Raw genomic sequence first — 26,528 nt, forward strand, 5'->3', positions numbered from 1 at the left:
TGTTACCGGACCATCCAGTGCTCACGTACGGCTGATGCAGAGTTGCCCGGGTGTAGGACCGTGGGGTTGGTAGGACCAGGACGGAAAAATGGTGGGCAGTTCCCACGATGCAGGGGTGACTTCGCCTGTCGTGCCGGGCGGGGGAGCGCTCAGGGAAGCTGTTGTGAGGGATGGAATGCAACTGGCAGCCTGAGTGCAGGAGCAGCTTCCAAACTCCGTGCCGCGATCGTCGGCAGCCGAGGCAGCGCTCACCTCATGAGAAGGGCCGTGCGCGTGGTGGGATGAGGAGGTGCTCACTAGGGGTGATGCCGCATGAGACCCATGCGTTCCCCCTGCCCCATGCGGACCGCTGATGATGTGCATTCCGAATATGCCCGCAATGACGGCCGTTACCAGAAGTAGAAGCAACGCCCGCCCGACGACGGCGGCAAGAGCTTGAGGGGACAGCTGCTTGCTCATGATGCTTCACCACCTTCGTCCACTTCCAGGGCCTCCAGCATACCCCGGTAGGGTATACATGAGCGATTCTTTTTCTGGCAGCACTCCTTATCCTGGGCAATCCTCCGCTTTACGCTGCGCCTTTGCGCCTCGCGGCCTAGAATCGTCGAATGGGCCTCTTAACGTTCAGCATCAACGTCACGCTCGATGGTTGCGTGGACCACCAGGAGGGCATCGCCGACGACGAGACGCACGCCCACTTCACCCGCCTTCTGGATAAGAGCGGCGCCATGCTCTGGGGCCGGACTACCTACGAAATGATGGAGGTCTACTGGCCTTTGGTGGCTAATGGTGAGGTTGAAGCCCCGCCGTCGCTGCTTGAGTTTGCCCTTGAACTGGAAACCATGCCCAAATACGTCGTTTCCACAACGCGGAGCGACTTCCCCTGGACCAATAGTCATCAGCTGGTCGGCGAACTGGGTGCGGCGGTTCAGGAACTCAAGGACAGGACTCCCAAGGGGGTGCTTGTCGGCAGCGGGAAATTAGCAACAGAGCTGGACCGATTGGGTCTGATCGACGAGTACAAATTCCTCATCCACCCCATGATCACAGGGCACGGACCCACCCTGTACCAAGGTGGACTGCCCAGCACCCGGCGCCTTGAGCTGATCTCGGCCGAGCCGCTCAGTAACGGAGCGGTGGCGATGCATTATCGCCGGGCTGTTTGACGATTGTGGAGGCAACGTGAAAACGCCGAACCATCCTCATGAGCTCTGGTTTAGAAATCCCCACCTGGGTAGATGCCGTCGGGCAAGGTGAAGCACGGCGAGCCCGAATCGATGTCAATCTGGTTTGGGGCCAATCCTTCGGCGGCGATGTAGTTCTCCCCAGGCGCAGGCAGGTCGATCTGGATTCGGTAGTTTCCGCTTGGATTCCAATCGGCGGATACTTTGGTTCCTTTCGCCCGGTGGTGGGCCTCGATGGCTCTCACGATGGGCTCGATTTTGGTTCCTTCGGCAACGGTGATGGCCGTGAAGCCCTTCCAGTTGTGCTGGGTCTTGTTGCACGACAGAAGCATGCCCTTCTTCTTCTGATCAATTGAGACAACAGCATCTTTTGGGATCAGGGCGGCGAGGTCCAGTTCCATCGCTTGGGTGTGGGCTTTGGCTTCCTGCCAGGTCAGTTCAGCATTCATCGGTTCACCCTGTGTCTCTGCTGCGGTGGGTGCTGCTGGTTCGATATGTGTCCCTCCGGGGCTTCCGGAACAGCCTGCCAGAACCATCGCACCCACCAGCAGCAACGACGCCATGGCACCGCGACGCGCCCTCATCGAGCCACAACTCCCGGCACGTCATTGAGCGCATGGTCGTTGTCTTCACTGTTAGAGGCTACGACATCACGGTTGCTCAAAAGCATCTAGAAATCCCCAACAGGATAGGTACCCTCGGGCATTGTGAAGCAAGGCGAACCTGACGCAATGCGAATGACGCGGGGATCGTCCTCCCTGATGAGATACATTTCCGAGGTGGCCGGATCGCTTATCTCAACACGAAAGGTGCCTTGTATGGTCCGGTCGCTTGAGACCTCAAAACGATGATCCGTGAAGTGTGTCCGTGCAGCCGTCTCAAGTTCTTTCACGACAGATTCAGCTTCGCTTCCCTCAGCCAGCGTGATCGAAGTCGAACCGTTCCAGTTGTGTTCTGTCTTGCTGCAGGACAGGAGAACGCCCGTCTCTTTCTGGACTATGGAAGTAACCTTGTCCTTTGGGATCAAAGCCGCTATCTCCAGCGCTTCCTTTTCCGTGTTTGCTTTAGCTTCCTGCCTAGTGAGTTCCGTGGTCATCGGTTCCTCTTGTGTATCAGCGGCAGTTGGCACGGTTGACTCGGTCGAACTCACGCTTGGGTTTCCGGCGCAACCTGCGAGCCCGATCGAACCCGCCAACAGCAACAACGCCATGGCTCCTTGTCGCGCCCTCATTGAGACACAATTCCAGGCATGACTCTGAGTACTTGCAGGTTGTCCTCGTTGTTTGAGGCGATGAGGTTGTAATTGTTCATGGGATCTAGAAATCCCCGCCTGGGTAGATGCCCTCGGGCAGTGTGAAGCATGGAGAACCCGAATCGATCCAAATCTCATCAGGTTTTACGCCTCCACCGACGAGGTAATTCTCCCCAGGAGCAGGTGGATCGATTTGGACCAGTATCTTTCCGTCTATATCCTTATCGGCTGACACCTTGAGTCCATTCGCCCGGTAGTGGGCTTCGATGTCCTTCACGATTGAATTGATTTTGGTTCCGTCGGCTACCGTGATGGTCGTGGAGCCCTTCCACTTGTGCTGTGTCTTGTTGCAGGACAGCAGCACGCCCTTCTTCTTTTGATCGATCGAGACAACCGTGCCTTTCGGGATCAGGGCGGCGATCTCCAATTCCATGGCTTGGGCTTTGGCCTTCGCTTCCTGCCACGTCAGTTCAGCTTTCGTCGGTTCACCCTGTGTCTTTGTTGCGGTGGTCACTGGTGGTTCGATGTGTGTCCCTCCGGGGCTTCCGGCGCAACCGGCCAGAACCAGCGCACCCGCCAACAACAACGCCATGGCGCCGTGTCGCGCCCTCATCAAGGCAGAATTCCAGGCATGACTCTGAGTACTTGCAGGTTGTCCTCGTTGATTGAGGCGATGAGGTTGTGGTTGTTCATGTGGACCTAAAAATCTCCACCGGGGTAGGTGCCCTCGGGCAATGTGAAGCACGGCGAACCGGAATCAATGCGAATCACATTTGGGGTTAGGCCTCTACCGATAAGATATCCTTCACCGGGAGCGGGCCCAAGCAAATGCACTTGATAGTCACCATCAATTCCCCTTCGAGTTGTCACCTCGAAGCTGCCACCTCTGTAGTGCAGTTCAAGGCCTTTAATAACTTCTTCCACATTCGCGTCGGCCGTCAGCGTGATATCTGTCCAACCGTTCCAGTTGTGAGCGGTCTTGTTGCACGACAGGAGTACGCCGGTCTCCTTCTGAAGGACGGAAGTGACTTTGTCTTTCGGGATTAGACCGGCGATCTCGAGTGCGGTCTTCTGCGTATCTACTTTCGCGCTTTGCCATGTCACGTTTGTTTCCAAGTCATTTTCCTCCCTTGAAATATCCGTACCAGTACAGCCGGAAAGACTTATGATGGTCACCAAAAATAGGGCGATAGCCGTGTAGCGTGACATTTTCATCGGTTAATCAGGCTTTGCATGTCCCGAAGCGCCTCCCGGTTGTCCTTAATGTTGGAGGCAATGAGGTTGTGGTTTTCCATGAGGATGTTCCCTTCTTCGACGGTGTTGATCGCCCTAAGTTGGTCGTCGTGAGGGCCGCGGTAGTAGTGCTGTTCGAACTCTTCGTGATGAATCGGATTGTTTCCCTCCCACACCACCCCTTTTTTCGTGACGGGGTTGGTAACTCCCTGGCCATGGATGAGCAGATCATAGTAGTACAGGTTCGAATATTGCGTGGTTGGCTGTGGTTTCCAGTCCGGGAGCATGCCTGCCCCAGCGAGAGAGACCACCTTGTCGTATCGGGCCCCGGCGACTTCGGAGCTGGCGACGTTTGCCAGGCCCCAGCTGTGCCCGATGCCGATTTGTTCGGCACCGTTCAGGTAGGGATCAGTGCGCATCCCGGCTTCGAAGGATGCCAGTTGCTGCCCTGACGTGCGTGCGAGTTTTTCATCGTTCGCCTCACCGATTCTCGCTAGGTTCGGACCGCCGGCAGTGTTCTCCTCCCCGGGGAACCGCCCATCCTTATAGACGAAAGCCACCGTCCCCGGCACGTTGTTATTGAGGTATGACGAGACCTGCTGTACGCCGCCTTCGTAGAAGATGTTCAGTCCGGTGAACGTTCCCGGGACGTAGGTGATCACATGCCGTGTGTCGGGGCCCGGGGTGCCGATCATTTGCACAATCCGGGACTGGTCCCGGTCATAAAGGTAAAGCTGCACGTCCCCGGCTTCCACCTGCTTCAGGTAGGCCACCTCATTTTCCAGCATCTTTGTTCGGTTCGGGTCGTGGTGGGCTTGCCCGATCCCCGACAACTTCCGGGCTGTTTCCAGGTCGTTCTCCGCCGCACGGAGCAATCTTGGCGCGTTCAACTGGTTAGCCCGGACCCGGGCCAGTGCGGGCATCCCGTCCAAAGCGCCGAACATGGCTGGAGCCGCAGCCAGCAGCAGCTCCTGCACCTGCGTGAACCCGGACTCGTTCGCTGCAAGGTGGGCTCCCGTGTTCATGCCCGCCCACCAAGCCCCAATTTTCGATGGGTCCATGCCTCGCAGGGTCTTCTGCCATCCGGGTATGGTGGCCAATGCCTTCACGTCAGCCTCGGAGGCAGTGGACAAGTAGCCCAGCAGCGCCGAGCCCGATAAGGTCATCGGCGCCGTTGCAAGCACAAGAACGCCGTTCGATACCGTTATCTGCCCGAGGACACCGCTCCCACCGGCAGCACGGAACGTCGACGCGATGTCGGAAAGCCGGGCTGCGTCCTGATGGTTGTCTTCCAGGAACCGTCGCAGCCCGCCACGGACAGCGTCGAGATCAGAGTGCACCCAGGAGCACTTGTCCTCGAACTCGGACACAGCTGCACTGACTCTGTTGGCCGCGCCTCGGTCTGATTCGTCCTGGATCCTGAAGGTTGACACTGCGGGAGTCCAAGGTGTCCGGATCAGCGGAACTCGCCCCACCAGTGCTTCCGCTCGCCCAGACGCGGAATCCCTGCCGCGCAGTCTTCACGCTCACCACCGGACGGTCAGTCTCCTTCATCGACGGGCGCGGCCCCACATCCACTGCAAAACCTCCGCCAGCACGGGCCCAACCGGAGGCAAGCGCCCACTCCGTCACATCGTCCAAGCGACGTTGCTCAACCTCCGCCGCGCCCTTCGCTTCGTGGACCTGACGGGCAACATCTTCCAACGTATGGACCAGCTCGGACCGGGCCGCCCGTTCAGAGGCAACATTCTCACGGAAACAGTCCGCGAACACGCCCCGGAATTCCGTGAGAGCAGCAGTCGAGGCGAATTCCCGTTCGCCTCGTTGATCCTGCAACGTACGCGCTGCGTCTCGACATGCGGCGACCAGGCGATCAGCAGCATGAGCGTCGAATTCCATAAGAACTCCATCGAATAGATAAAGCATCCCCGAGGCCTACTTTATCTAATCCCGCGGATCTATTTGCACAGGTAACGGGAAGTGACGGTCTCGGGACCCTGAGGGTGCGTACACGGTGCCAGTGGAATTTCCCCGGACCGTGAAGAGTTGTCCCGAACATGCACAACAAACGGATCGGTTTCCTCTCCTTCGGTCACTGGGCCCGTGTCCCGGGTTCCCTTGTGCCAACGGCTGGGGAGGCCTTGAAACAGGGCATAGAACTCGCGGTAGCCGCTGAGGAACTGGGAATCGACGGAGCCTTCTTCCGGGTGCATCACTTCGCCCGGCAGCAAGCATCGCCCTTTCCACTGCTGAGCGCTATTGCAGCCAGGACCAGCCGTATCGAGATGGGCACCGGCGTCATCGACATGCGCTACGAAAACCCGCTCTACATGGCTGAGGAAGCAGCAGCCACGGACCTCATCAGTGACGGCAGGCTGCAACTCGGCGTGAGCCGTGGTTCACCCGAGCCCGCACGCAACGGAGCAGCGAACTTCGGCTACGTTCCCGGAGACGGCGAGGACGGCGGCGACATGGCCCGCCGCCACACTGCCCTGTTCCGGAAAGCAATCGCCGGGCACGGGGTGGCCGAAGCGGACCCGCACTACGCCGGTGGGGCCACAGGTCTGCTGCCCATACAGCCTCAATCACCTGGCCTCGCACAAAGAATCTGGTGGGGTGCAGGAACCCGCAAAACGGCCGTGTGGGCGGCTGAGCAGGGGATGAACCTCATGAGTTCCACCCTCCTCACCGAGGACACGGGGGTGCCGTTCGATGAGCTACAGGCAGAGCAGATCCGGATGTTCCGCGAAGCCTGGGCTGCCGCCGGGCACGACTTTGAGCCACGGATCTCCGTGAGCCGCAGCGTGATCCCCATCGTGGACGACGTCGACAACCACTACTTCGGGCTCCGCGCCCAAGCGGACAGCCAGGACCAGGTGGGAATTCTCGACGGCGCGTTGTCCCGTTTCGGGAAGAGCTACATTGGCGAGCCGGATTCACTAGCGGATGAGCTGGCGATGGACGCAGCCGTGCAAGCAGCCGACACTGTCCTGCTCACAGTGCCTAACCAACTGGGAGTGGACTACAACGCCAAGCTGCTTGGGAACGTGGCCAAGCACATTGCACCGGCCTTTGGCTGGAGTGCCTCCCCGACCAAGTAACGGACCCCACGGCCGAGGAAAGGCAGGTATTGTTGCTGGCTGTGCGCTCTCGCGTCAAGAGCGCGCGAGCACTTGTGAGTCCCGTCAATGAGGACAGGAATCACCCAGAGAGCAAAGGTTGCCCATGGACATCCAGAACCTCCTCGAGGACATCGTTGGAGCAGTTCAACCCCACGTCGGTCAGGGAAAAGTAGCCGACTACATCCCGCAACTCGGGGCCGTGGATCCTCACCAGTTTGGGATATCGCTGGTGACCCGGGAGGGGGAAGTGTTCTCGGCAGGGGACGCCCATGTGGAGTTCTCCATTCAAAGCATCTCCAAGGTCTTCGCCCTTGCATTGGTTCTGGCTGCGGACGGCGACCACATTTGGAAGCGCGTCTTCCGCGAACCCTCAGGCAACCCCTTCAACTCCTTGGTTCAGTTGGAAAGCGAAGAGGGCATCCCGCGTAACCCCTTCATCAACGCCGGCGCAATCGTGGTGACGGATCGGCTACTAAGCCTCACAGGCGACGCATCCAAGGCCGTGCGGGAACTGATGCGCCAGGAGACCAGCAAGGAGAGCATCGACACCGATCACGTTGTGGCCTCATCCGAACTGGGCAAGGGACACCGCAATGCCTCGCTGGCCCACTTCCTGGCAAGCTGCGGCAATCTGGAGAATCCTGTCGAGGATGTCCTGGACTCGTACGCAAAGCAATGCGCGCTCGCCATGACCTGTGAAGACCTGGCGCTCGCCACCCGTTTCCTTGCCTCGAATGGTCTGGGCGCGGACGGAACCCTGCTGCTGTCTCCAGCCCAGACCAAGAGAATCAACGCCGTCATGCTCACCTGCGGAACATACGATGCCGCGGGCGAATTCGCCTACCGCGTGGGCCTTCCGGGAAAGAGTGGAGTAGGCGGTGGAATCGTGGCCGTGGTTCCCAACAAGTGCTCCATCAGCGTGTGGAGTCCGGGCCTTGGAAGGTCCGGGAATTCCGTGGCAGGTGTTGCCGCACTGGACGAATTCACCACCCGTACTGGCTGGTCGGTCTTTTAAGCGCATGATGGTGTCATGACCCCCAAGGACGGAAAGGCCACGAAACCAGTCAAGGTCCGCAAGCCTGCTGCGCCGGCACCGGGAACCCAACCCACCGCCGTCGGCTTTTTGCAGCGTTTGAAAATCCGTCAGTCAGACATCGAGCAAGCCAAATACCAGCGCTATTTCAAGACCGGCAAAGGTGACTACGCCGAAGGCGACTTCTTCATGGGCGTGCGCATGGGCGAAGTTTTCACGCTCAGCAAAGAGTTCGCTGCCATGTCAATGGAGGACATCGAAAAGCTTCTGGAGCAGGACATCCATGAGGCCCGCGCGGGCGCCGTAAAGATCATGTCGCTCCAAGCCCAGAAGAAAAAGACCACCGAAGAGCGGCGTCGCCAACTTTACGAGCTCTACCTGCGAAGGCACGACCGGATCAACAACTGGGACCTCGTGGACCTGGGCGCGGGACGGGTGGTGGGTGGCTGGCTCATGGACAAACCGCGGGACCCACTCTACGAACTCGCCCACTCGGAGAACATGTGGGAACGCCGGACCGCCATCGTCGCCACCTCGGCGTTCATCCGTGAAGGCCAGCTGGACGACACCTTCGCCATCGCAGAGATCCTGCTCCACGACAAGGAGGACCTCATCCAAAAAGCCGTGGGTGGGTGGGTCCGTGACGCCGGGCGGAGCAGCCGCGAACGCCTGCTGGCTTTCCTCGACGAACACGCAGCCACCATGCCGAGGACCACGCTTCGTTACGCGATCGAGCATCTGGGCAAGGAGCAGCGGGCCTACTACCTGACCCTGAAAGACAGGGTTTTTCCCACGTGAGTCCATTCCATATGTGACGCTGGATTACCCAGCGTTACCGGGTGTTTCCGAGTCTTTGAAGCATGTTACGGAGCCGCCCTACAGTTTTTTCATGGCAATACAGGACATTTACCCCACCGCGCTGCGGCTGCTCGGCCGCCCGGTGCTGGTGGTGGGCGGCGGACCCGTTGCGGAGCGCCGCGCCAAGGGACTGCTCGACGCCGGTGCGAAAGTCACTGTCGTGGCGCCCGTTGCCACCCAAAACCTTCACGCACTCGCCGCTTCCGGGCTGCTCACCTTGGAGCAGCGCGAGTACCGCACGGCAGACCTCGACGGCGTCTGGTTCGCTCAGACCGCCACGGGCACTTCCGCCGTGGACACCCAGGTAGCAGCCGACGCCGAAGCGCAGCGCATCTGGTGCGTCAACGCCTCCGATCACGAAGCATCAGCCGCCTGGACACCCGCCGTTGCCGTGGTGGACGACGTCAAGATCGCCATTAACGCAGGGGGAGACCCGCGCCGTGCCATGGCCCTTCGCAACGCAGTGGCAACCGCCCTGGAAACAGGTGACCTGCCGCTCCGCCGCCACCGCAAGCCGGATGCCGCCGTGAATGCAGGCTCGGTGGCACTCGTCGGCGGCGGTCCTGGCGACTCGGGACTCATCACCGTCCGCGGCCGGCGCCTGCTGGGCCAGGCCGACGTCGTGGTTGCCGACCGTCTTGGTCCGCGTGAGCTGCTGAAGGAGCTTGCCCCGGACGTTCGCGTGATCGAGGTTGGCAAGACGCCCGGCCACCACCCGGTTCCTCAGCTGGAGATCAACCGCATCTTGGTGGACGAAGCCTTGAAGGGCAACCGCGTGGTCCGCCTCAAAGGCGGCGACCCCTACGTCCTGGGGCGCGGCGGCGAGGAAGCAGAATTCTGCCGGCAGAACGGCGTCGAGGTTGAAGTGGTGTCCGGCGTGACGTCGGCAATCTCGGTTCCGGCCGCTGCCGGTATTCCCGTGACACACCGCGGCCTGGCCAAGGGCTTCAGCGTAGTGACCGGCCATGAAGAGCTGTCCGAGGTCCCCGCACGCCCCGATCACACTGTGGTGTTGCTCATGGGAGTAGCGCAATTGCGGGATTCCGCGGCTGCGCTGGCAGGCTCGGGTCTGCCTTTGGACACGCCAGTAGGTATCGTAGAGAACGGGTATTTGCCGGATCAGCGCGTCACCATCGGCACTCTGGGTACCATCGCGGACCAGGCGGAAGCCGTCGGCGTGGCCAACCCGGCGGTCATCGTGATCGGCGATGTGGTCCGTGTCAGCCCCTTTGCACCGCAGCATTTCAAGACCGCTGATTACAGCACTATTACCCCCAATCGTCCCCGCGTCCGCAGTAACTGAGAAGAAGAAGGAACACAGCCGTGTCAATTAGCACCCCCGTAGGTTCTGCGGACCGTCCGCTTCGCGTCGCCGTCATCGGCTCCGGCCCGGCCGGCGTGTACGCAGCGGACATCCTGACCAAGAGCGAGGCCGTCAAGAGTGGCGAGCTCACCGTCAGCATCGACCTCTTTGACCGCTACCCGGCACCGTATGGCCTCATCCGTTACGGCGTAGCCCCGGACCACCCCCGCATCAAGGGCATCGTCAATGCCCTGCACAAGGTGCTGGACCGCGGCGATATCCGCTTCTTCGGCAACGTGGACTACGGCACGGACATCTCCATTGAGGACCTCCGCAAGCACTACGACGCCATCATCTTCGCCACTGGCGCCATCAAGGACGCCGACCTGAACATCCCGGGCATCGAGCTTGAGGGTTCGTTCGGCGGCGCCGACTTCGTTTCCTGGTTCGACGGTCACCCGGACGTTCCCCGCGAATGGCCGCTGGAAGCCACCGAAATTGCTGTTCTCGGCAACGGCAACGTGGCCTTGGACGTGGCCCGTGTCCTGTCCAAGCACGCCGATGACCTGCTGGTCACCGAGATCCCGGACAACGTGTACGCCGGTCTGAAGGCCTCGCCCGTCACGGACGTGCACGTCTTCGGTCGTCGTGGCCCGGCACAGGTGAAGTTCACCCCGCTGGAACTGCGCGAACTCTCGCACTCCAAGGACGTTGACATCATCCTCTACGCCGAGGACTTCGAATTCGACGAAGAGTCCGATCGCCAGGTCCAGACGAACAACCAGATCAAGACCATGGTTGGCACGCTCACCAACTGGATCGCCGAGCAGCCCGAGGACCTTTCCGAACTCAAGGCTTCCCGTCGCCTGCACCTTCACTTCCTGCACAGCCCGGTTGAAATTGTTGATTCCGCAGAGACGCCCGGCAAGGTTGCCGGCATCAAGTTCGAGCGCACCGAACTGGACGGCACGGGCAACGCCCGCGGCACCGGCGAGTTCATCGACTACCCGGTCCAGGCCGTATACCGAGCAATCGGCTACTTCGGTTCGGCCCTGCCGGACGTCGAGTTCGACCACAAGAAGGGCGTGGTGACCAACGACGGCGGCCGCGTCCTGGACGCCGACGGCCAGCACGTGCCGGGCCTCTACGCAACGGGCTGGATCAAGCGTGGTCCGGTTGGCCTCATCGGCCACACCAAGGGTGACGCCCTGGAGACCGTGACGTACCTCTTGGAAGACCGCGAAAACCTGCCGCTCGCCGAGGTTCCCGCAGCCGACGCCGTAGTGGAACTCCTGGACGCCCGCGGCGTGAAGTTCACCAGCTGGGAAGGCTGGCTGGCGCTGGACGCCCACGAGCTCGCACTCGGTGCAGCCGCGACCGAAGCAGGCACCTCCCACGGTGTTGAGGTCAAGCGTGAGCGCATCAAGGTTGTTCCCCGCGAGGACATGGTCAACATCTCCCGTGACGGTGTAGCCGCACAGGTCTAGTTCCCGCGTTTCCTGGCAGCGGGGTCACTCCTTTCGAGTGGCCCCGCTGCTGCTTATGGGACAACCGCCGGCGGTACCCTGAGTCATGGACGTCGTTGTCATTGAAACGCCCCAGTTGGGGGACCGGAGCTACTTGGTGCACGACGGCAATGTGGCGCTGGTGATTGATCCTCAACGCGATATTGACCGGGTTGAAGCTGCCGCCCGCGAAGCCGGAGTTCGGATCACCCACGTGGCCGAAACGCACCTCCACAACGACTACGTCACCGGTGGGTTGGTCTTGGCAGAGAAGCACGGTGCTGCGTACCTGGTGAATGCCGAGGATCACCTCGCATTTACCCGGGTGCCCGTCACGGACGGGCAGGTTATCCGCGTTGGCCAGCTCGTGGTGCGAGTGGTTGCCACGCCAGGCCACACTCACACGCACCTTTCGTATGTGGTCCGGGATGACACGCACGACGACGGCGCTGAGGCCGTCTTTTCCGGCGGCAGCCTGCTCTACGGTTCGGTGGGCCGGACGGACCTGGTCTCTCCCGATGACACTGCGACGTTGGCTCATCACCAGTACTCCTCGGTCCGGCGCTTGGTGGGCTCGTCGCATCCGGAAGCCTCGCTCTACCCAACCCACGGCTTCGGATCGTTTTGTTCCAGCGGTCCCGCGAGCCACCAGGAAGCATCCACGATGGGTGAGCAATTCAAGAGCAACCATGCCCTAACGGATCCCGACGAGGACCACTTCGTGTCAGAGTTGCTGGCAAACATCACCGCTTATCCCGCGTACTACGCCCACATGAGCCCGCTCAATGCGGCAGGAGTGGGACCCGCAGCCCTTGCCGTCCCGGACTCCGTCAATGCTGAAGTGTTGACCCGACGCCTGGACGCAGGGGAGTGGGTGGTGGATCTTCGGCACAGGGTGGCTTTCGCGGACAGCCACCTCAAGGGCAGCGTGAGCTTCGAGTACGGGAAGGGCGATAACTTCACCAGCTACCTCGGCTGGGTGATCCCCTGGAATCAACCACTCACGCTCCTGGGGCCCAGGGGAGAGGTGGAAAAGGCGATCCGCGACCTGGCGAGAATCGGCATCGACAGTCCGGACGCCGCCGTCGGGCCTTATCCGGGAGCTCTGGCCTCAGATGCGCCTCAAGCCAGCTATCCGCACGGGGACTGGTCTGCGCTCCTCAAAGGCCGTGAACCGGGGGACGTGGTGCTGGACGTTCGTCGCCCGGAGGAGTTCGAGGCATCGCACATCAAGGGAGCCCTCAACATTCCCGTCTACGAGCTTCCCGGCAAGATCACGGAACTGCCGGATGCGAAGATTTGGGTTCACTGCGCCACGGGATACAGGGCGAGTGTCGCGGCCAGCCTGCTGGACCGGGCCGGACGCGACGTGGTGCTGATCGACGCCAGGTTCAAGGATGCGGCCGGGGCCGGGGTTGAGACGACGTCATAGCCCGGCAGTAGTTACCGCGGCGCCTGATCCGAACAGTAGTCAAGGTTCCGGTAGACGCTGCGGACGGCGGCATCGGGATCGTGGGCTTCCAAGGCATCAACCAGTTCGTCGTGGCCTTCGCGGGGGATGCCGTTGAAGCCGCCCTTGCGCTGCTGGCGGAGGAGGTCGTTGTGGAAGACACCGCCGAAGGAGACGTATAGCTGGTGCAACAGCGGATTGCCGGACGCCAAGGCAACGCGCTCGTGGAATTCCCAGTCGGCGCTGGCCCACGTTGGGTAGTCCTCGGCCTGCCAGGCATCATGCCGGAGTGCGAGGAGGCGGCGCATCTCGGCCAGATCCTCGGTGGTGGCGTGCTTGGTGGCGAGCCGGGCAGCCTGGGTGTCCAGACCGAGGCGGACCTCCACGATGTGTTCCTGCGTGTGCTCCAAATACATGCGCTGGGCCGCGCCGGACATCTCACTGTTGGCCCGCACATAGGTGCCGTCACCCCGGCGGACCTCCAACATGCCCGAGTGTGCCAGCGCCTTAATGGCTTCGCGCAGCGTCCCCCTGGACACGCCGAGTGTCGCCATGAGTTCCGGCTCGGCTGGGATGCGCTCCTGAAGCGGCCACTCCCCGGACTTGATCATGTCCCGCAGCTTGGCGGTGATCTCCTCGGCCAAAGCCGGGCGATGCGAAGGGGTAAGGGTCATACTGTCCTCGGTCCGGTCTTGGTGGCAGTGCGCTTGCTGGTGAGCATGTGGCAAGTAACCATGAGCGCCACCGCAACAACCGACAGCAGGCTCAGGGGCAACACCCAGCCGCCGGTGGCGCTGTGGAGGAGTCCCATGCCAAAGGGGCCAATTGCCGCAATCAAGTATCCCAGCGATTGGGCGATGGTGGAGAGCGCGGTGGTTTCCGCCGTCGAGCGTCCGCTGCGGCTGATAATCACCAGAACCAGCGGGAAGATGCCCAAACCGAACCCGAAGAGCACGGCGGGGACAACAGCCAACGACGTCGGCAGCCAGATCATGGCGGCGATGGCCACCAACGTGGAGCTGCTGGCGAGGTACAGTGCGGGACGCAGCATGCCGGGCCGGGAACCGAAGGCCAGCAGGATCATGCCGGCGGCAACGGAGACCAGCTGCATTACCCCGAACTGCAGGCCGCTTTCGGAAGCGCTGAGGCCTTGCGAGGTCAGGATGTAGGCGAACCAGCTCATCACGGCGTAGGCCAGGAAGGCCTGGAAGGTGAAGATTGCGGTGATCAGGATGCCCAAACGGGTGCGCAGCAGGGGCCACATGGAAACCCGCGGACGATCAGTCTTGGTGGCGTTCCGGTGCGTGTGCAGAACCACCGGAAGGAATCCGATGAGGGCTGCGACGCCCAGCAAGCCCCAAGCAGCCAGTCCCATGGATGGCGAGCCGAGCTCCTGTGCCAGGGGAACGCTGACAACTGCCGCGAACGTGGCTCCGCCGGACATGGTGAACGTGTAGAGGCCGGTCATCATGGAGGTGCGCTCGGAGTAGTGTTCGCGGATGAAGGACGGCATGGCAACGTTGCATACGGCCAGGCCGGACATAGCCAGGACTGTACCGCCCAGGAGAGCGCCAGTTACCGGCACACCGCGCAACAGCAGGCCGCCGGCCAGCAGTCCAAGAGCGATGGCGATGGCCTTCTCCACACCCACCCGGCGCGTCAACCAGGACGTTCCCATGCCCGCAACAGCAAAGCACAGCAAGGGAATGGACGGCAGGATCGACGCCACCAGGGCGCCATAGCCCAGCACCTGCTGCAGTTCGTGGAACAGGGCCGCGGCACTGGTAATGCCGGCCCGAAGGTTCAGGCCGATGAGCACCACGGCAATAATGCCGACGACGGCGACGACGCGCGTCTTGGGGACTGCTGAAGTTGCCGAAAGCGCAGGGGCGGCCTGAGCTGGGCTGACAGTAGGGATGTTTCCGGTGCTGGGGGTAAGAGGAGTCGTCGCGGCCATATCTAAAGGTTAGACGTTTGACGTCTAATGTCTAGAGTTTTGTGGTGAACCTCTCCGCGCTGGTTGTTTACGAGGCGGCTATCGAGGGTTGCGGGAACCCAGGCGCTGGACGGCCAATGCCAACCACAGCTGCACACGATCCTGCGTTTGCGAGGGGTCGTAGCCGGTCAGTTCCGTTATTTGCGCCAAGCGGTAGCGAACAGTGTTCCTGTGCAAGGTCAGAGCTTCGGCGACGGCGGCCACTGACCCATTGTGGTTGAGGTAGCTTTCCAACGTGGCCACCAATTCGGCGCCATGGGCAGCATCAAACTTCCGCAACGGGGTGAGGGATTCGCTGGCCATGTCCGCCAGCGGAACATCCTCGCTGGCCAGCAGCAGGGACGTCAGGCTCAACCGCTCAGGCTCGTTGACCGGCAAGCCGTGTGCCACGGCGTCGCGCGCTTCAAAGTAGCTCCACCGCAAGCCGTTCGGCTTCGTGTAGGCGCCCCCGATGCCAATGACGGCGTGGATTCCAGCCTCCTGCAAGTGATCGCTGAGGCTTTTGGCCAACGCGGTAGCTGAGCTGCCGTCGTCGCTGATGACCGTCACCAAATCCTTCCCGACGACGGCGCTGACGCCGGCTTCCAGCGACTGAGGCAGGGAGATGCTGATCAGTTGCTTATGGTGTGCCGTTGATTCCGCCACGAGCACTACGTTTTTCCGTGTGCTGTTGACTCCAACACCCGCCAAGCGCCTGGCAGCCTCAATGGTCTCCAGGGTGCCGTGGATGACGTCGTCCAGCACTTGGCCGGCCATCGCCCGCTGGGACTGACGTTGCTTAACCATGTTGTTGAGTTCCACGCTGATAAGGTTCTGCGCGTAACTCACGATTCCGGAGTCCACAAAGGGCTGCCGCAACCAGAGCGTGCAAGCATCCCTGCGGCCGGTGGGAATCGGGTACGAAGCCCAGCCATCCGCCGTCGGGGCCGGTTTCCCCGCCACGCTGTTGTAGAGCTGCGCGCTGAACTGGGTGAGTACAACGTCGGTGCGGAGCATGCTGCCCAATTGCTTGAGGAGCTCGTTCAGGCCACCTCCGGTGAGGAGCGAGCGGGCCAGGATCTGATGTCCGGCGAGCAAGCGCTCCAGGTTTGAGTAGTGGTCCGCGGAGTGTGACTCGGCCACGAGCTTTCCGATGGCGATGAAGGGGATCTCGTACGGCACTTCCACGAGGGGCAGTCCCCAGCGGTTGGCCTCGGCAATGAGGGCATCCGGAACCGACTCGTGGGTGAGGCCGATGCCGAAGCCGATGCCCACGGCGCCGGCGCGCTGTGCTTGGCGGACAAACCGGCGCTGATCGGCGGCGCTCTTGAGGCGCAGCCCTGTGGTGAGGACCAGTTCTCCGCCGCTCAGAAAACGCTGCGGGTCTTCCAACTCCGTGACAGCAACCCAGCTGATGTCCTGGTTCAACGTGGTTTCAGCGAGGCCGGCCTGACGGAGTTTCAGGGAGGGGACAGCGACGAGCGAAGCGAGGGACATTGCCATGCTTTAAAGCGTAACCCGGTACTGGTCAAGCGCACTAAGCGGGGGGTTCTTGTGTGTGCAGCTGGCTATTCCTTGGACCCCCTCCCTGGCATAGGCTCTGATCAGCTAAACCCATGCCCAGACTCCGAAAGAGGGTTGCACACCGTGGTTCAAACCTTGCAGAACTTCATCAACGGCGAATTCGTTACGCCGGCAGGTACGGGTCTTTTGGACATCGTTAACCCGGCCACCGGGGAGATCGTTGCCAAGTCGCCCATCTCGGTGCAGGCCGATGTGGATGCCGCCATGACCGCTGCCAACCAGGCGTTCAAGTCCTGGAAGAAGGCCACCCCGGGCCAGCGCCAGCTGATGCTGCTCAAGCTCGCCGATGCCGTAGAGGCCAACAGCGATGAACTCGTGGAAGCCCAGCACCGCAACACCGGGCAGGTCCGCTCCCTGATTGCTTCCGAGGAAGTTGCCGCAGGCGCCGACCAGCTCCGCTTCTTCGCGGGTGCTGCACGCATCATGGAAGGCAAGTCCGCAGGCGAATACTTCGAAGGCCACACCTCCTACGTGCGCCGCGAGCCTATCGGCGTCGTGGCCCAGGTTGCTCCGTGGAACTACCCGTTCCTCATGGCCATCTGGAAGATCGGCCCCGCCCTGGCCGCCGGCAACACCATTGTCCTGAAGCCCTCGGACACTACCCCGGAATCCACCCTGGTGCTGGCACGCCTCGCTGGCGAGATCTTCCCGGCCGGTGTCCTCAACGTTGTTCTTGGCACGGGCGAAACCGGCGCCATGATGGTTGACCACAAGGTCCCCGGCCTGGTCTCCATCACAGGCTCCGTCCGCGCCGGCATTGCCGTCGCCAGCGGTGCAGCCAAGGGCCTCAAGCGTGCCCACCTGGAACTTGGCGGCAAGGCTCCGGCAATCGTCTTCAAGGATGCCGACATCAAGAAGAGCGCAGCGGCCATCGCCGAGTTCGCCTTCTTCAACGCCGGCCAGGACTGCACGGCCATCACCCGCGTACTCATCGAGGATTCGGTCCACGATGACGTTGTGGCAGCCATGGTGGAGCACACCAAGACCCTGCACACGGGTTCGCAGAACGACGAAGACAATTACTTCGGCCCGCTCAACAACGTGAACCACTTCAACGCCGTGACCTCCGTGGTAGAGCACCTCCCGGAGAACTGCAAGATCGAAACCGGCGGCCACCGCGCAGGCGAGAAGGGCTTCTTCTTCGAGCCCACCATCATCACCGGTGCCAAGCAGAGCGACGACATCGTGCAGAAGGAAACCTTCGGCCCGGTCATCACCGTGCAGAAGTTCAGCACGGAAGAAGAAGCGCTCGAGTTGGCCAACGACGTCGAATACGCCCTGGCATCCAGCGTCTGGACCACCGACCACGGCACGGCCATGCGCATGAGCCGCGACCTGGACTTCGGTGCGGTCTGGATCAACACCCACATCCTCCTGACGGCAGAGATGCCTCACGGCGGCTTCAAGCAGTCCGGCTACGGCAAGGACCTCTCCATGTACGGCGTCGAGGACTACACGCGCATCAAGCACGTGATGTCTGCGCTGGACGCATAGCGCCGTCGCGTAACCCGTACGAATTTCCCAGAAAGGCAACCACCTCATGACCACCACCGCGAACGAACTCTCGTACCGCATCGAGCAGAAGCGCAACATCAACGGCGCCTTCCCCGGCCCCAAGTCGCAGGCACTGGCCGAGCGCCGCTCCGCCGTCGTTGCTGCCGGTGTCGCCTCGGGCGTCCCCGTCTACGTTGAAGACGCCGACGGCGGCATCATCCGCGACGTCGACGGCAACTCCTTCATCGACCTCGGCTCCGGCATCGCCGTGACCAGCGTCGGCGCGTCCGACCCCGCCGTCGTCGCCGCTGTCCAGGAAGCTGCCGCGCACTTCACGCACACCTGCTTCATGGTCACCCCGTACGAGGGCTACGTTGCAGTTGCTGAGCAGCTGAACCGCCTTACCCCGGGCGATCACGCCAAGCGCACCGTACTGTTCAACTCCGGCGCTGAAGCCGTGGAGAACGCCGTCAAGGTTGCACGTCTGGCTACCGGCCGCGACGCCGTGGTTGCTTTCGACCACGCTTACCACGGCCGCACCAACCTGACCATGGCACTCACCGCCAAGGCCATGCCGTACAAGACCAACTTCGGCCCGTTCGCGCCCGAGGTCTACCGCATGCCCATGAGCTACCCGTTCCGTGAAGAGAACCCGGAGATCACAGGTGCCGAGGCTGCCAAGCGCGCCATCACCATGATCGAGAAGCAGATCGGTGGCGACCAGGTTGCCGCGATCATCATCGAACCCATCCAGGGCGAGGGCGGCTTCATTGTTCCGGCCGAAGGCTTCCTCCCGGCACTGTCCGCGTGGGCCAAGGAAAAGGGCATCGTCTTCATCGCTGACGAGGTCCAGTCCGGCTTCTGCCGCACGGGCGAATGGTTCGCCGTTGACCACGAGGGTGTTGTCCCGGACATCATCACCATGGCCAAGGGCATCGCCGGCGGCCTCCCGCTGTCCGCGATCACCGGCCGCGCCGACCTCCTCGACGCCGTTCACCCGGGCGGCCTCGGCGGTACGTACGGTGGCAACCCGGTTGCTTGTGCTGCAGCTCTCGCAGCCATCGACACCATGGAACAGCACGACCTCAACGGCCGTGCCCGTCACATCGAAGAGCTCGCCCTGGGCAAGCTCCGCGAACTGGCTGCTGAAGTTTCCGTCGTTGGCGACATCCGTGGCCGTGGCGCCATGCTGGCCATCGAGCTGGTCCAGTCCGGTTCCAAGGAACCGAATGCTGAGCTCACCAAAGCCGTTGCTGCCGCTTGCCTCAAGGAAGGTGTCATCATCCTGACCTGTGGCACCTACGGCAACGTGATCCGCCTGCTCCCGCCGCTGGTCATCAGCGACGAACTGCTGATCGACGGCCTTGAGGTCCTCGCCGCAGCCATCAAGGCTCACGCGTAACACTCCACGCTACAAAACGAGGAGGGCCGGGAAATTTCCCGGCCCTCCTTTTGTTTGGGCGCCGAGTTCGCGGGAAGGCGGCGAGGTCGCTGGAACTCTCCGGCGATCTGGCACACCTCCCGCGAACTCGGCGGGGGCCCGCGAAAGCGCTCGACGGCGGGACGCGCCTAGCTGCCCAGCGTCAGGTTTTTCTGGTGCCCATGGCCGTCGAGTTGGACCTCGACGACCAGGGGATTGGCGCTGACCAGGATGACGCCGGGATCGGCCTGCAGCAGCGTGCGCCACTGTGAGCCAGCCAGCGTTAGCCGGACAACGGACTGCGTCCGGGACGGATCCGCCACAGACAGGGTGAGCTTGTCCCCGGGCTGGTGGGCAGCCACGGTGCAGGGCCCGGACGCTGCGTAGCCGCCGGCAGATGCTGCGGCGAAGAAGTTGGCCAGGACCAGCTTGTCTTTGCCCACTTCCACGATCTGGGCATCCGCCGAGTTGGCCAAGACCTTCACAGCGGGGTTGGCCGACTGGGAGAACGTGTCCGAAGCGGCTGCGGCAGGCAGCATCATGTAGGCGTAGCCCGACGCCACGGGGTCCACGCCGTGGCGGTGGGTAAAGGTCACATAGTCCCGCGTGACAGGATCCGTAGTGCCGCCAGTGTCCGCCCCTGAGTTGACGTCGAACCAGTTGCCGGTCCGCCGGACCACAGCCACTTCCGGGGTGCCCGAAACTCCGGGTGAGTCCAGGAAGACGTAGCCGCCGTGACCTTCAAGGTGCACGGACCGCTTCACGGCAACTGGTGCATCACCTGGTGCCATATGACGATTCCGGGAATCCGTGCGCACAGCAGGCACTGAACCCACGGCGAAGGACCTGTTTTCCACCGTCGTCCGGACCGCGGCGCCGCCGGTTCCTGTGATGCCTGCGCCGAGGCAGACCACGGCGTCGTCCAGGAAGAACCATGACTTCCGGCCGGACAGGGTCTTGTTATGGTTCAGGTGGTCCATGCCGATCACACCCCAGCGACCGTCCACGGTGAGTCCGCCGGCGAACGCCTGGAATGCGCGGGGGATACCGGTCCCTGCGCCTCCAGCTCCGCTTGCCCGAACCTGGTCATTGACGGTGGTGCCAGGAAGGGAATAGGGGTCAACAGTGGGCCAGAAGTCGGCGCTGAATTGGGACGGATCCTGACGGGTGTAGAGAAACGTCATGCCGTCGCCCTGGTACCAGCCGAGGTTGTTCTCACTGTTGCCCCACTCGTAACGGCCTATCCTCTTGGAGGACAGGTTCACGGTGCAGCCCCATTCGGGACGGTGATGGACCAGCCGGTCCTGATCGGCAAACATGCGGCTGTACACAGGCGCCGGAACAGCGACCACGCTGGAATCGGAGAGCACGCCCAGGGAGAGCAAGGACTTCGCCAGGCTCTGCGTTGGATGCCCCACCAGCTTCTGGTCCGCGCAGCGTTCCAACCACCCCTTGGCCAGTGCCAGGAAACGGGAACGGTACGGCTCCTCACAACCCGGTGCCAACAGAAGGACAGCGGAGATCAGCCCAAAGCCGCTGACGTAGTCCGGTTCCCGCTGCCGGGAAACCGCGCGTCCACGGATGGTGTCCATGATCCGGCCGTCCCAGACGAACGGGGCGTACGTCTCTTCCACGGCGTCGAGGAGTACGGATCTCTTGGGGTCGTTGACCGCCCAGGTGCTTCCTCCCAGCATCGCGATGATCTCGGCGATGCCGGCCAAAGCCACCACCCCGTACGTACCGGCGTAGGGCAGATAGGAGTGCTGCACATAGGACCCGTCGGCGTAGAAGCCGTCGCCGCTGGTGACGTATGTGAAGACACTGTTGGTTCCACCGCGGACAGTATCGCTGAGGGCATCGCGGCCCAAGGCGATCTCACTGGGATTGTTGTCCAGGATGCCCCGCATGCAGCAGGCCAATGACTTGTCCACGCGGTTGGCGCCCGTCTCTGCCAGGGATGTAGCACGGCCGCGCCAATTCGGGTTGGGGGCGAACCATCGGACGGCTGCCAACAGCGACGTCCGCAGGGCCGCGGGAACTTCAGCATGAAGGAGGGTCAGGATATCCACGGTCTTCCGGGGGACCCCGATCTCCCAGAACCACCAGTTGCCTGCTGCTTTGATGGACGGTTTGTACGCAGTGTCATTCAGGAGCTGCAGGCCCGCCACGATGTCGGCGGCCAAGTCCGGGTCTCCAGCGTAAGGATTGCCGGGGACTGCGTATCCCAAAGCCATGTCGTACAGGCGGTTGAAGTGCAGGCCCATGTTGCCGGTAGCAGCAGTGGACTGTCCGATGCCCGTCAACGGGATGTCACTCCACAGCGAGGTTCGCACCGGTGCCTTGTCCATGGAAGTCCACCATTTCCCGGTGGTTTCACCCATTCCTTCAAGCTGCGACGCGAGCTCGGGGATGTCTGCCGCGCTCCGGCCTCCGGTCAGGACCAGCCGGCGTCGCTCGATGAGTTCCTGCACTCCGGCATCGGAGGCGGCAAAAGCGGGGCCGGTTTGGGAGAGCAGCGCCCCGGCGAGGGCTGCTGCACCTCCTGCGCGGAAGAGGGTCCTGCGGCTCATTGCGGGTCCATTGAAGTTCAAAACTGCTCCGTTCAAAACTGTTCCAGGTGTGATGGGGGTGGACATTGCGGTGAAAGTTTCCGCAACTTTATGTCCGGTTCCCGGGCACCTCAACAGAAATGAACAAAACTGCTCAGGGCTTGTTGGGTGGCGAAACCGAGTCCCGGATGACGATGTGTGTGCCGACGGTAAGGGTGTTGTCAGAGGAGGCCCCGGCGTCGTGAGGTGACTGGGAGAGCGCCAAACGCACGGCCTCGCGCCCCAGTTCCTCCAGCGGAACCCGGACCGTGGTGAGTCGGGGGCGCAGCTCGCTGGCCACCGGAACGTCGTCGTAGCCAACCACCGAGACGTCCTGTGGAACGCGGATGCCACGCTCCTCCAAGGCTTCGAGGATGCCGGCGGCTACCAGGTCATTGGCACCGAAAACGGCGGTGAAATCCACCTCTTGGTCCAGGAGCTCGCGCATGCGGCTATACCCGAAGCCGCGGCCAAAGGCGCCCTCATGAACCAGGGCCGGGTCCCGCTCAATTCCGCGCGCATCCAAGGCGCGGTAAAAACCGGACAGCCGGGACGCCGTCGTGGAAAAGTCCCGAGGCCCTCCGACATAAAGGATCCTGCGGTGCCCCTGCGAGATCAGATAGTCGGTGATGGCGAAGGCGCCTCCTTCATTGTCGTAGGTGACCATCTTGGTGGGCACTCCCGCCCCCAAGGACGGCCTGCCGCAGAGGACCAGTGAGGAGCCGGCCGCGTCCAACGCGCGTGCCCGGTCCGCCATCTGCTTCCTGTATCGCGGGTCGTCCGAAGCGCCCCCCACCAGAATTACGGCATCAGTGCGTTGTTCACGCATGAGGTCCACCAACGCGAGTTCGCGTTCCTTGTCCCCATGGGTGGCGGTGATGAGGCACATGCGCCCTTCTGCGCTCGCCTGGCGTTCGACTCCGCGGGCGATGTAGGCGAAGAAGGGATCGGCCACATCGTTGATGATGATGCCCACGGTCCTGGTGGTAGCGCCGGCGAGGGCCCGGGCGTGTGCATTGGCCACATAGCCGAGGTCCGTCACGGACCGGAAGATTCGCTCGCGCGTGGCTTTTGCTACCGGGTAGTTGCCGCTCAGGGCCCTAGAAACAGTGGCCACCGATACGCCTGCCGCCTGGGCGACATCAGCAATGGTGGCGCCGCTGCCACCGCGGGCATGGATCGGATCTGTAGGGGAGCTTTTCTCAGTCACTAAGCGATTCTCGCAAGATCCGCGGCCAATACCGGATAAGCCAAGGGCAAGCCCTCGGTCAATCGCCGGATTTCCATCACGGCGTGGCTGCCCAATCGGTGGATTTCGTTGCCCATGGCCCCCGCAATGTGGGGCGTCAGCACCACATTGGGCAGCGTGTGCAGCACGGAGCCGATCGGAAGCGGCTCCGGTTCTGTGACGTCAAGATACGCGTCCAGCCGTCCTGAAACAAGCTCGGCAGTCAGGGCCACGGCATCGATCAAAGCACCCCGGGCAGTGTTGATCACCAGGGTTCCGTCCTTCATGAGACCGAGTTGCTGCGCACCGATGATCCCCTTGGTTTCTGCGATGTCCGGTGCGTGGACGCTCACGACGTCCGACAAAGCACACAGCTGGTCCAAGCCCACGGTTTCCACGCCGAGCGCCGAGGCTTCGACGGCGGTGAGATAGGGATCGTAGACCAGCACCCGGGCATCGAGGTTCTTGAGCAAGCCGATCACCAGGCGCCCGACGCGGGAGGCGCCCACCAGTCCGATGGTCACGCCGTTGGTTCCTATGGTGGGGAAGCCGGACGCGTTGCGGGAAGCGCCTGTGATGCGCAGTTGTTCGCTGAACCGCCGGGCCCTTTTGAGGCCCATGACAATCGCGGCGAAGGTGTACTCCGCCACCGGCACCGCATTGGCAGCGGCCGAGGACGAAACCTCTATTCCGCGGGCGTAGACCTCCGGGGACAGGAAGGTTTTGACGGTACCGGCTGCGTGGACGATGCAGCGCAACTCAGGCAGCTGATCCAGCACGAACCCATCGATGGCGGGCGCGCCCCACCCCGTGATGAGGAGCTGGACGCCCCTGAGTTTTTCCAACGCTCCACGGGCGGCGAAGTCGGCGATGGGCTCGGAGTCCAGGAGCGTGACCATTCCGTGGAGTCGCGCGAGGTCCTCGGAGCTGAACAGGGTGCGCAGGTTGTTGCGGCCCATCGCGAACGCAGCCTTGATGGCGCCGGCTTGGTGGAGGTTGGTGGTCACTGCGGTTCCGTTCGGTTCGTCGAGGGAAATTTATAGTAAGCGCTTGCTATTTGCAGCCACACTAGGTGGCCGGTTGAAATCCTGTCAATCCCGGCAGAAGCAATGAATGTATGGTTTTGTGCATGTTATTGACATCACACCTCGACCATGGGTAGCTTCTTCTCCATAGTAAACGCTTACTATTTCTAGCCATTGAGCGCTCCCCAGGCGCCGGGCCACTCCACATCCGCCCTGACGGCGCAGACAGAGGAAATACATGAGCAGCAACAGTCAGACACTCACGCCCCAAGCGACGCCCGACGTCGGCGGGCCGGCGACGGTGGCGGAAGGTCGCCGTCGGGGTCGACCACCGGCCAATGGTGCAGGGCAGGCCCGCAAGAAGGGTCTCATGGCAAGGATTCGGCGCGACAAAGTGATGCTGCTGCTGATCGCCCCCGGCTTCCTGTACTTTGTGGTGTTCCACTACGTCCCCCTTGCAGGAAACGTCATCGCGTTCCTGGACTACAAGCCGTACCTCGGCTTTATGGACAGCGTCTGGGTGGGCCTGGATAACTTCGCGGCCATGTTCCAGGACGGTGCCTTCTGGGAGGCCCTCCGGAACACGCTGGTGATCACGGGCCTCCAGTTGGCCCTTTTCTTCCCCGTTCCCATCTGCCTGGCGCTGCTGCTCAACAGCATCGTGTCCAATAAGATCCGGAAGTTCGTGCAGAGCGTTGTCTACCTGCCGCACTTCATCGGGTGGGTCATCATCGTGGCGGTCTTCTCCGAGGTCCTCGGTGCCACAGGAGCGGTTCCGCACCTGCTCGAAAACCTGGGCCTGCCCCGCTTCGATGCCATGACCACGCCGGAGTTCTTCCCGTTCCTGGTCACCATCCAGTCCATCTGGAAGGACGCCGGCTGGGGAACCATCATCTTCCTGGCAGCGCTCATGAACGTGGACCAGGAGCTCTACGAGGCCGCGGCGGTGGATGGAGCAAATGCCCGGCATCGGCTCTGGCACATTACGCTCCCCGGGATCATGCCGGTGATCGTCCTGTTGCTCATCCTCAACCTGGGCAGCATCCTGTCCGTCGGATTCGAACAAATCGTCCTCCAACGCGACAACGTGGGACCCGGTGCCGGCGAAGTCCTGGACACGTACGTCTACTTCCACGGCATCCAGGACGGCCAGTGGGGACCCGCGGCCGCCGTGGGCCTCGTCAAGGGAATCGTCGGACTGTTCCTGGTACTTGGCGCCAACAAGCTCGCGCATTTCTTCGGACAGGAAGGTGTCTATTCCAGTGGCAAATCCAAGTAGCACGCTGGTGGCCGGCTTGGGCCGCCGCCCGAAGAACGGGCCCAGGAACGGGCCGAAGAACGGGCCAAAGAACCGGCCCAAGGCCAAGGACTCCCGTCCCGTCTGGATGGAGAAGCCCAAGCCGGCCATGCAGATTTCCAAAGCCATCGCTTTGGTGGTCATCTGTTTCCTGGCGCTGTACCCCTTGCTGGCGGTCCTCGCCACAAGCCTCTCCAGCCAGAGCGAGATCGCCAACAACAACGGCCTGGTGCTCTTCCCCAAAGAACCAACCTTCGCCGCGTACCAGACCATCTTTGCCGGCGGTGTAGTCACTGATGCGCTGATCCGGTCCTTGGTCATCACCACCGTGGGCACGGCCCTGTCCCTGGTGGTCACTGTGGCGATGGCGTACGGCCTGACCCGCCGGGACCTCGTGGGCGGACGGTTCTTCCTGATGACGGCGTTGTTCACCATGCTCTTCAGCCCTGGCATCATCCCCAGCTTCCTCATGGTCAAGGAGCTCGGGCTGCTGGACAATTACGCGGCTTTGGTCCTGCCCACCCTGATGAGCGCCTTCAACCTGGTGGTGGTGCGGTCCTTCTTCATGAACCTGCCGCAGGAATTGTTCGAGGCTGCGAAGATCGACGGCGCGGGAGACTTCCGAATCCTGGTCCAGATGGTGCTCCCTTTGTCGCGGGGAGTGCTGGCCGTCGTCGGGCTTTTCTACGCAGTGGGGTACTGGAACGCGTTCTTCAACGCCATGCTCTACCTGAATGACGACAAGTGGCCGCTGTCCATGATCCTGCGCCAGTACGTTCTGCTCGGCCAGCCCATGGGCGATTCCGCAGTAGCCGAGATCGCGGTGCCGTCACAAGCGATCCAGATGGCCGTCGTCGTGATTTCACTGATCCCCATCGTGATCGTCTTCCCGTTCCTTCAGCGGTACTTCACTAAAGGCGTCCTCACCGGCGCCATCAAAGGCTAGTCGACTCAACTATCCACTTTTGAAAGGGAAT

23 protein-coding genes are annotated in these 26,528 nt (G+C 62.2%); 12 read left to right on the forward strand and 11 right to left on the reverse strand.

Features of this window, described 5'->3' with window-relative positions; genetic code table 11:
• Positions 1–608 precede the first annotated feature (608 nt).
• The gene (locus BLW08_RS16685) at positions 609–1,166 is read left to right on the forward strand and encodes a dihydrofolate reductase family protein (protein WP_091326526.1); all 558 of its coding nucleotides are present in this window, start codon (positions 609–611) and stop codon (positions 1,164–1,166) included.
• A gap of 50 nt (positions 1,167–1,216) precedes the next feature.
• On the opposite strand, the gene BLW08_RS16690 is transcribed toward BLW08_RS16685, so the two are convergent.
• From BLW08_RS16690 to BLW08_RS16710, 5 genes are all read right to left on the reverse strand, one after another.
• A complete protein-coding gene (locus tag BLW08_RS16690; protein ID WP_139244925.1) occupies positions 1,217–1,768 on the reverse strand; it encodes a hypothetical protein in 552 nt (183 codons plus the stop codon).
• A gap of 86 nt (positions 1,769–1,854) precedes the next feature.
• Entirely contained in the window at positions 1,855–2,394 is a 540-nt protein-coding gene (locus BLW08_RS16695; protein WP_090817225.1) for a hypothetical protein, read from the reverse strand.
• A gap of 106 nt (positions 2,395–2,500) precedes the next feature.
• Positions 2,501–2,950, reverse strand: coding sequence for a hypothetical protein (locus BLW08_RS16700; protein ID WP_139244926.1), 450 nt, complete (start codon positions 2,948–2,950; stop codon positions 2,501–2,503).
• A gap of 185 nt (positions 2,951–3,135) precedes the next feature.
• On the reverse strand, positions 3,136–3,651 hold the full coding sequence (locus tag BLW08_RS16705) for a hypothetical protein (protein ID WP_217639252.1): 516 nt from the start codon (positions 3,649–3,651) through the stop codon (positions 3,136–3,138).
• The gene (locus tag BLW08_RS16710) at positions 3,648–5,102 is read right to left on the reverse strand and encodes a hypothetical protein (protein WP_091326532.1); all 1,455 of its coding nucleotides are present in this window, start codon (positions 5,100–5,102) and stop codon (positions 3,648–3,650) included. Before BLW08_RS16710 ends, BLW08_RS16705 begins: the two co-directional genes overlap by 4 nt.
• Before the next feature lie 214 nt (positions 5,103–5,316).
• Between BLW08_RS16710 and BLW08_RS16715 the strand changes: the two genes are divergently transcribed.
• The 7 genes from BLW08_RS16715 to BLW08_RS16745 all read left to right on the forward strand — a co-directional run bounded on the left by BLW08_RS16715 (position 5,317) and on the right by BLW08_RS16745 (position 12,922).
• Positions 5,317–5,586: a hypothetical protein gene (locus BLW08_RS16715; protein ID WP_091326534.1), complete on the forward strand. Its 270-nt coding sequence runs from the start codon at positions 5,317–5,319 to the stop codon at positions 5,584–5,586.
• Positions 5,587–5,726: 140 nt separating this feature from the next.
• On the forward strand, positions 5,727–6,770 hold the full coding sequence (locus tag BLW08_RS16720; RefSeq protein WP_091326535.1) for an LLM class flavin-dependent oxidoreductase: 1,044 nt from the start codon (positions 5,727–5,729) through the stop codon (positions 6,768–6,770).
• A 124-nt stretch (positions 6,771–6,894) separates the two neighbouring features.
• Positions 6,895–7,806, forward strand: a complete 912-nt coding sequence (locus BLW08_RS16725) for a glutaminase (RefSeq protein ID WP_091326537.1) — start codon at positions 6,895–6,897, stop codon at positions 7,804–7,806.
• 15 nt (positions 7,807–7,821) lie between these two features.
• Entirely contained in the window at positions 7,822–8,622 is an 801-nt protein-coding gene (locus BLW08_RS16730; protein WP_217639253.1) for a DNA alkylation repair protein, read from the forward strand.
• A 91-nt stretch (positions 8,623–8,713) separates the two neighbouring features.
• Positions 8,714–9,985: a uroporphyrinogen-III C-methyltransferase gene (gene cobA / locus BLW08_RS16735; RefSeq protein ID WP_091326538.1), complete on the forward strand. Its 1,272-nt coding sequence runs from the start codon at positions 8,714–8,716 to the stop codon at positions 9,983–9,985.
• A 20-nt stretch (positions 9,986–10,005) separates the two neighbouring features.
• Positions 10,006–11,472 carry an FAD-dependent oxidoreductase gene (locus BLW08_RS16740; RefSeq protein WP_062073368.1) on the forward strand — a complete coding sequence of 489 codons (1,467 nt, stop codon included), beginning with the start codon at positions 10,006–10,008 and terminating at the stop codon, positions 11,470–11,472.
• A gap of 85 nt (positions 11,473–11,557) precedes the next feature.
• Entirely contained in the window at positions 11,558–12,922 is a 1,365-nt protein-coding gene (locus tag BLW08_RS16745; protein WP_091326540.1) for an MBL fold metallo-hydrolase, read from the forward strand.
• Between the two features lie 11 nt (positions 12,923–12,933).
• On the opposite strand, the gene BLW08_RS16750 is transcribed toward BLW08_RS16745, so the two are convergent.
• From BLW08_RS16750 to BLW08_RS16760, 3 genes are all read right to left on the reverse strand, one after another.
• Entirely contained in the window at positions 12,934–13,614 is a 681-nt protein-coding gene (locus BLW08_RS16750) for a FadR/GntR family transcriptional regulator (RefSeq protein ID WP_091326541.1), read from the reverse strand.
• Positions 13,611–14,897 carry an MFS transporter gene (locus BLW08_RS16755; protein ID WP_091326543.1) on the reverse strand — a complete coding sequence of 429 codons (1,287 nt, stop codon included), beginning with the start codon at positions 14,895–14,897 and terminating at the stop codon, positions 13,611–13,613. The genes BLW08_RS16750 and BLW08_RS16755 overlap by 4 nt, the downstream gene beginning before the upstream one ends.
• 78 nt (positions 14,898–14,975) lie before the next feature.
• Positions 14,976–16,418, reverse strand: coding sequence for a PucR family transcriptional regulator (locus BLW08_RS16760; protein WP_091326544.1), 1,443 nt, complete (start codon positions 16,416–16,418; stop codon positions 14,976–14,978).
• Between the two features lie 144 nt (positions 16,419–16,562).
• Between BLW08_RS16760 and BLW08_RS16765 the strand changes: the two genes are divergently transcribed.
• Positions 16,563–17,993 (forward strand): gamma-aminobutyraldehyde dehydrogenase, encoded by a 1,431-nt coding sequence (locus BLW08_RS16765; protein WP_090819041.1) that lies wholly within the window; start codon positions 16,563–16,565, stop codon positions 17,991–17,993.
• Between the two features lie 46 nt (positions 17,994–18,039).
• A complete protein-coding gene (gene gabT, locus BLW08_RS16770; protein WP_062073360.1) occupies positions 18,040–19,395 on the forward strand; it encodes a 4-aminobutyrate--2-oxoglutarate transaminase in 1,356 nt (451 codons plus the stop codon).
• Positions 19,396–19,562: 167 nt separating this feature from the next.
• Here gabT and BLW08_RS16775 read toward each other — a convergent pair whose 3' ends face one another.
• The 3 genes from BLW08_RS16775 to BLW08_RS16785 all read right to left on the reverse strand — a co-directional run bounded on the left by BLW08_RS16775 (position 19,563) and on the right by BLW08_RS16785 (position 24,236).
• Positions 19,563–21,983 carry a polysaccharide lyase 8 family protein gene (locus BLW08_RS16775; RefSeq protein ID WP_254779933.1) on the reverse strand — a complete coding sequence of 807 codons (2,421 nt, stop codon included), beginning with the start codon at positions 21,981–21,983 and terminating at the stop codon, positions 19,563–19,565.
• A gap of 133 nt (positions 21,984–22,116) precedes the next feature.
• Positions 22,117–23,211 carry a LacI family DNA-binding transcriptional regulator gene (locus BLW08_RS16780; protein WP_090817261.1) on the reverse strand — a complete coding sequence of 365 codons (1,095 nt, stop codon included), beginning with the start codon at positions 23,209–23,211 and terminating at the stop codon, positions 22,117–22,119.
• Entirely contained in the window at positions 23,211–24,236 is a 1,026-nt protein-coding gene (locus BLW08_RS16785; RefSeq protein ID WP_090817264.1) for a hydroxyacid dehydrogenase, read from the reverse strand. Before BLW08_RS16785 ends, BLW08_RS16780 begins: the two co-directional genes overlap by 1 nt.
• A gap of 256 nt (positions 24,237–24,492) precedes the next feature.
• On the opposite strand from BLW08_RS16785, the gene BLW08_RS16790 reads away from it, so the two are divergent.
• Positions 24,493–25,533, forward strand: coding sequence for an ABC transporter permease (locus tag BLW08_RS16790; protein ID WP_090817266.1), 1,041 nt, complete (start codon positions 24,493–24,495; stop codon positions 25,531–25,533).
• Positions 25,517–26,497, forward strand: coding sequence for a carbohydrate ABC transporter permease (locus BLW08_RS16795; RefSeq protein ID WP_090817269.1), 981 nt, complete (start codon positions 25,517–25,519; stop codon positions 26,495–26,497). The genes BLW08_RS16790 and BLW08_RS16795 overlap by 17 nt, the downstream gene beginning before the upstream one ends.
• Positions 26,498–26,528: the final 31 nt, after the last annotated feature.

The sequence above is a fragment of the Arthrobacter sp. cf158 genome (genome assembly GCF_900106835.1).
In the GTDB taxonomy this organism is placed as follows: domain Bacteria; phylum Actinomycetota; class Actinomycetes; order Actinomycetales; family Micrococcaceae; genus Arthrobacter.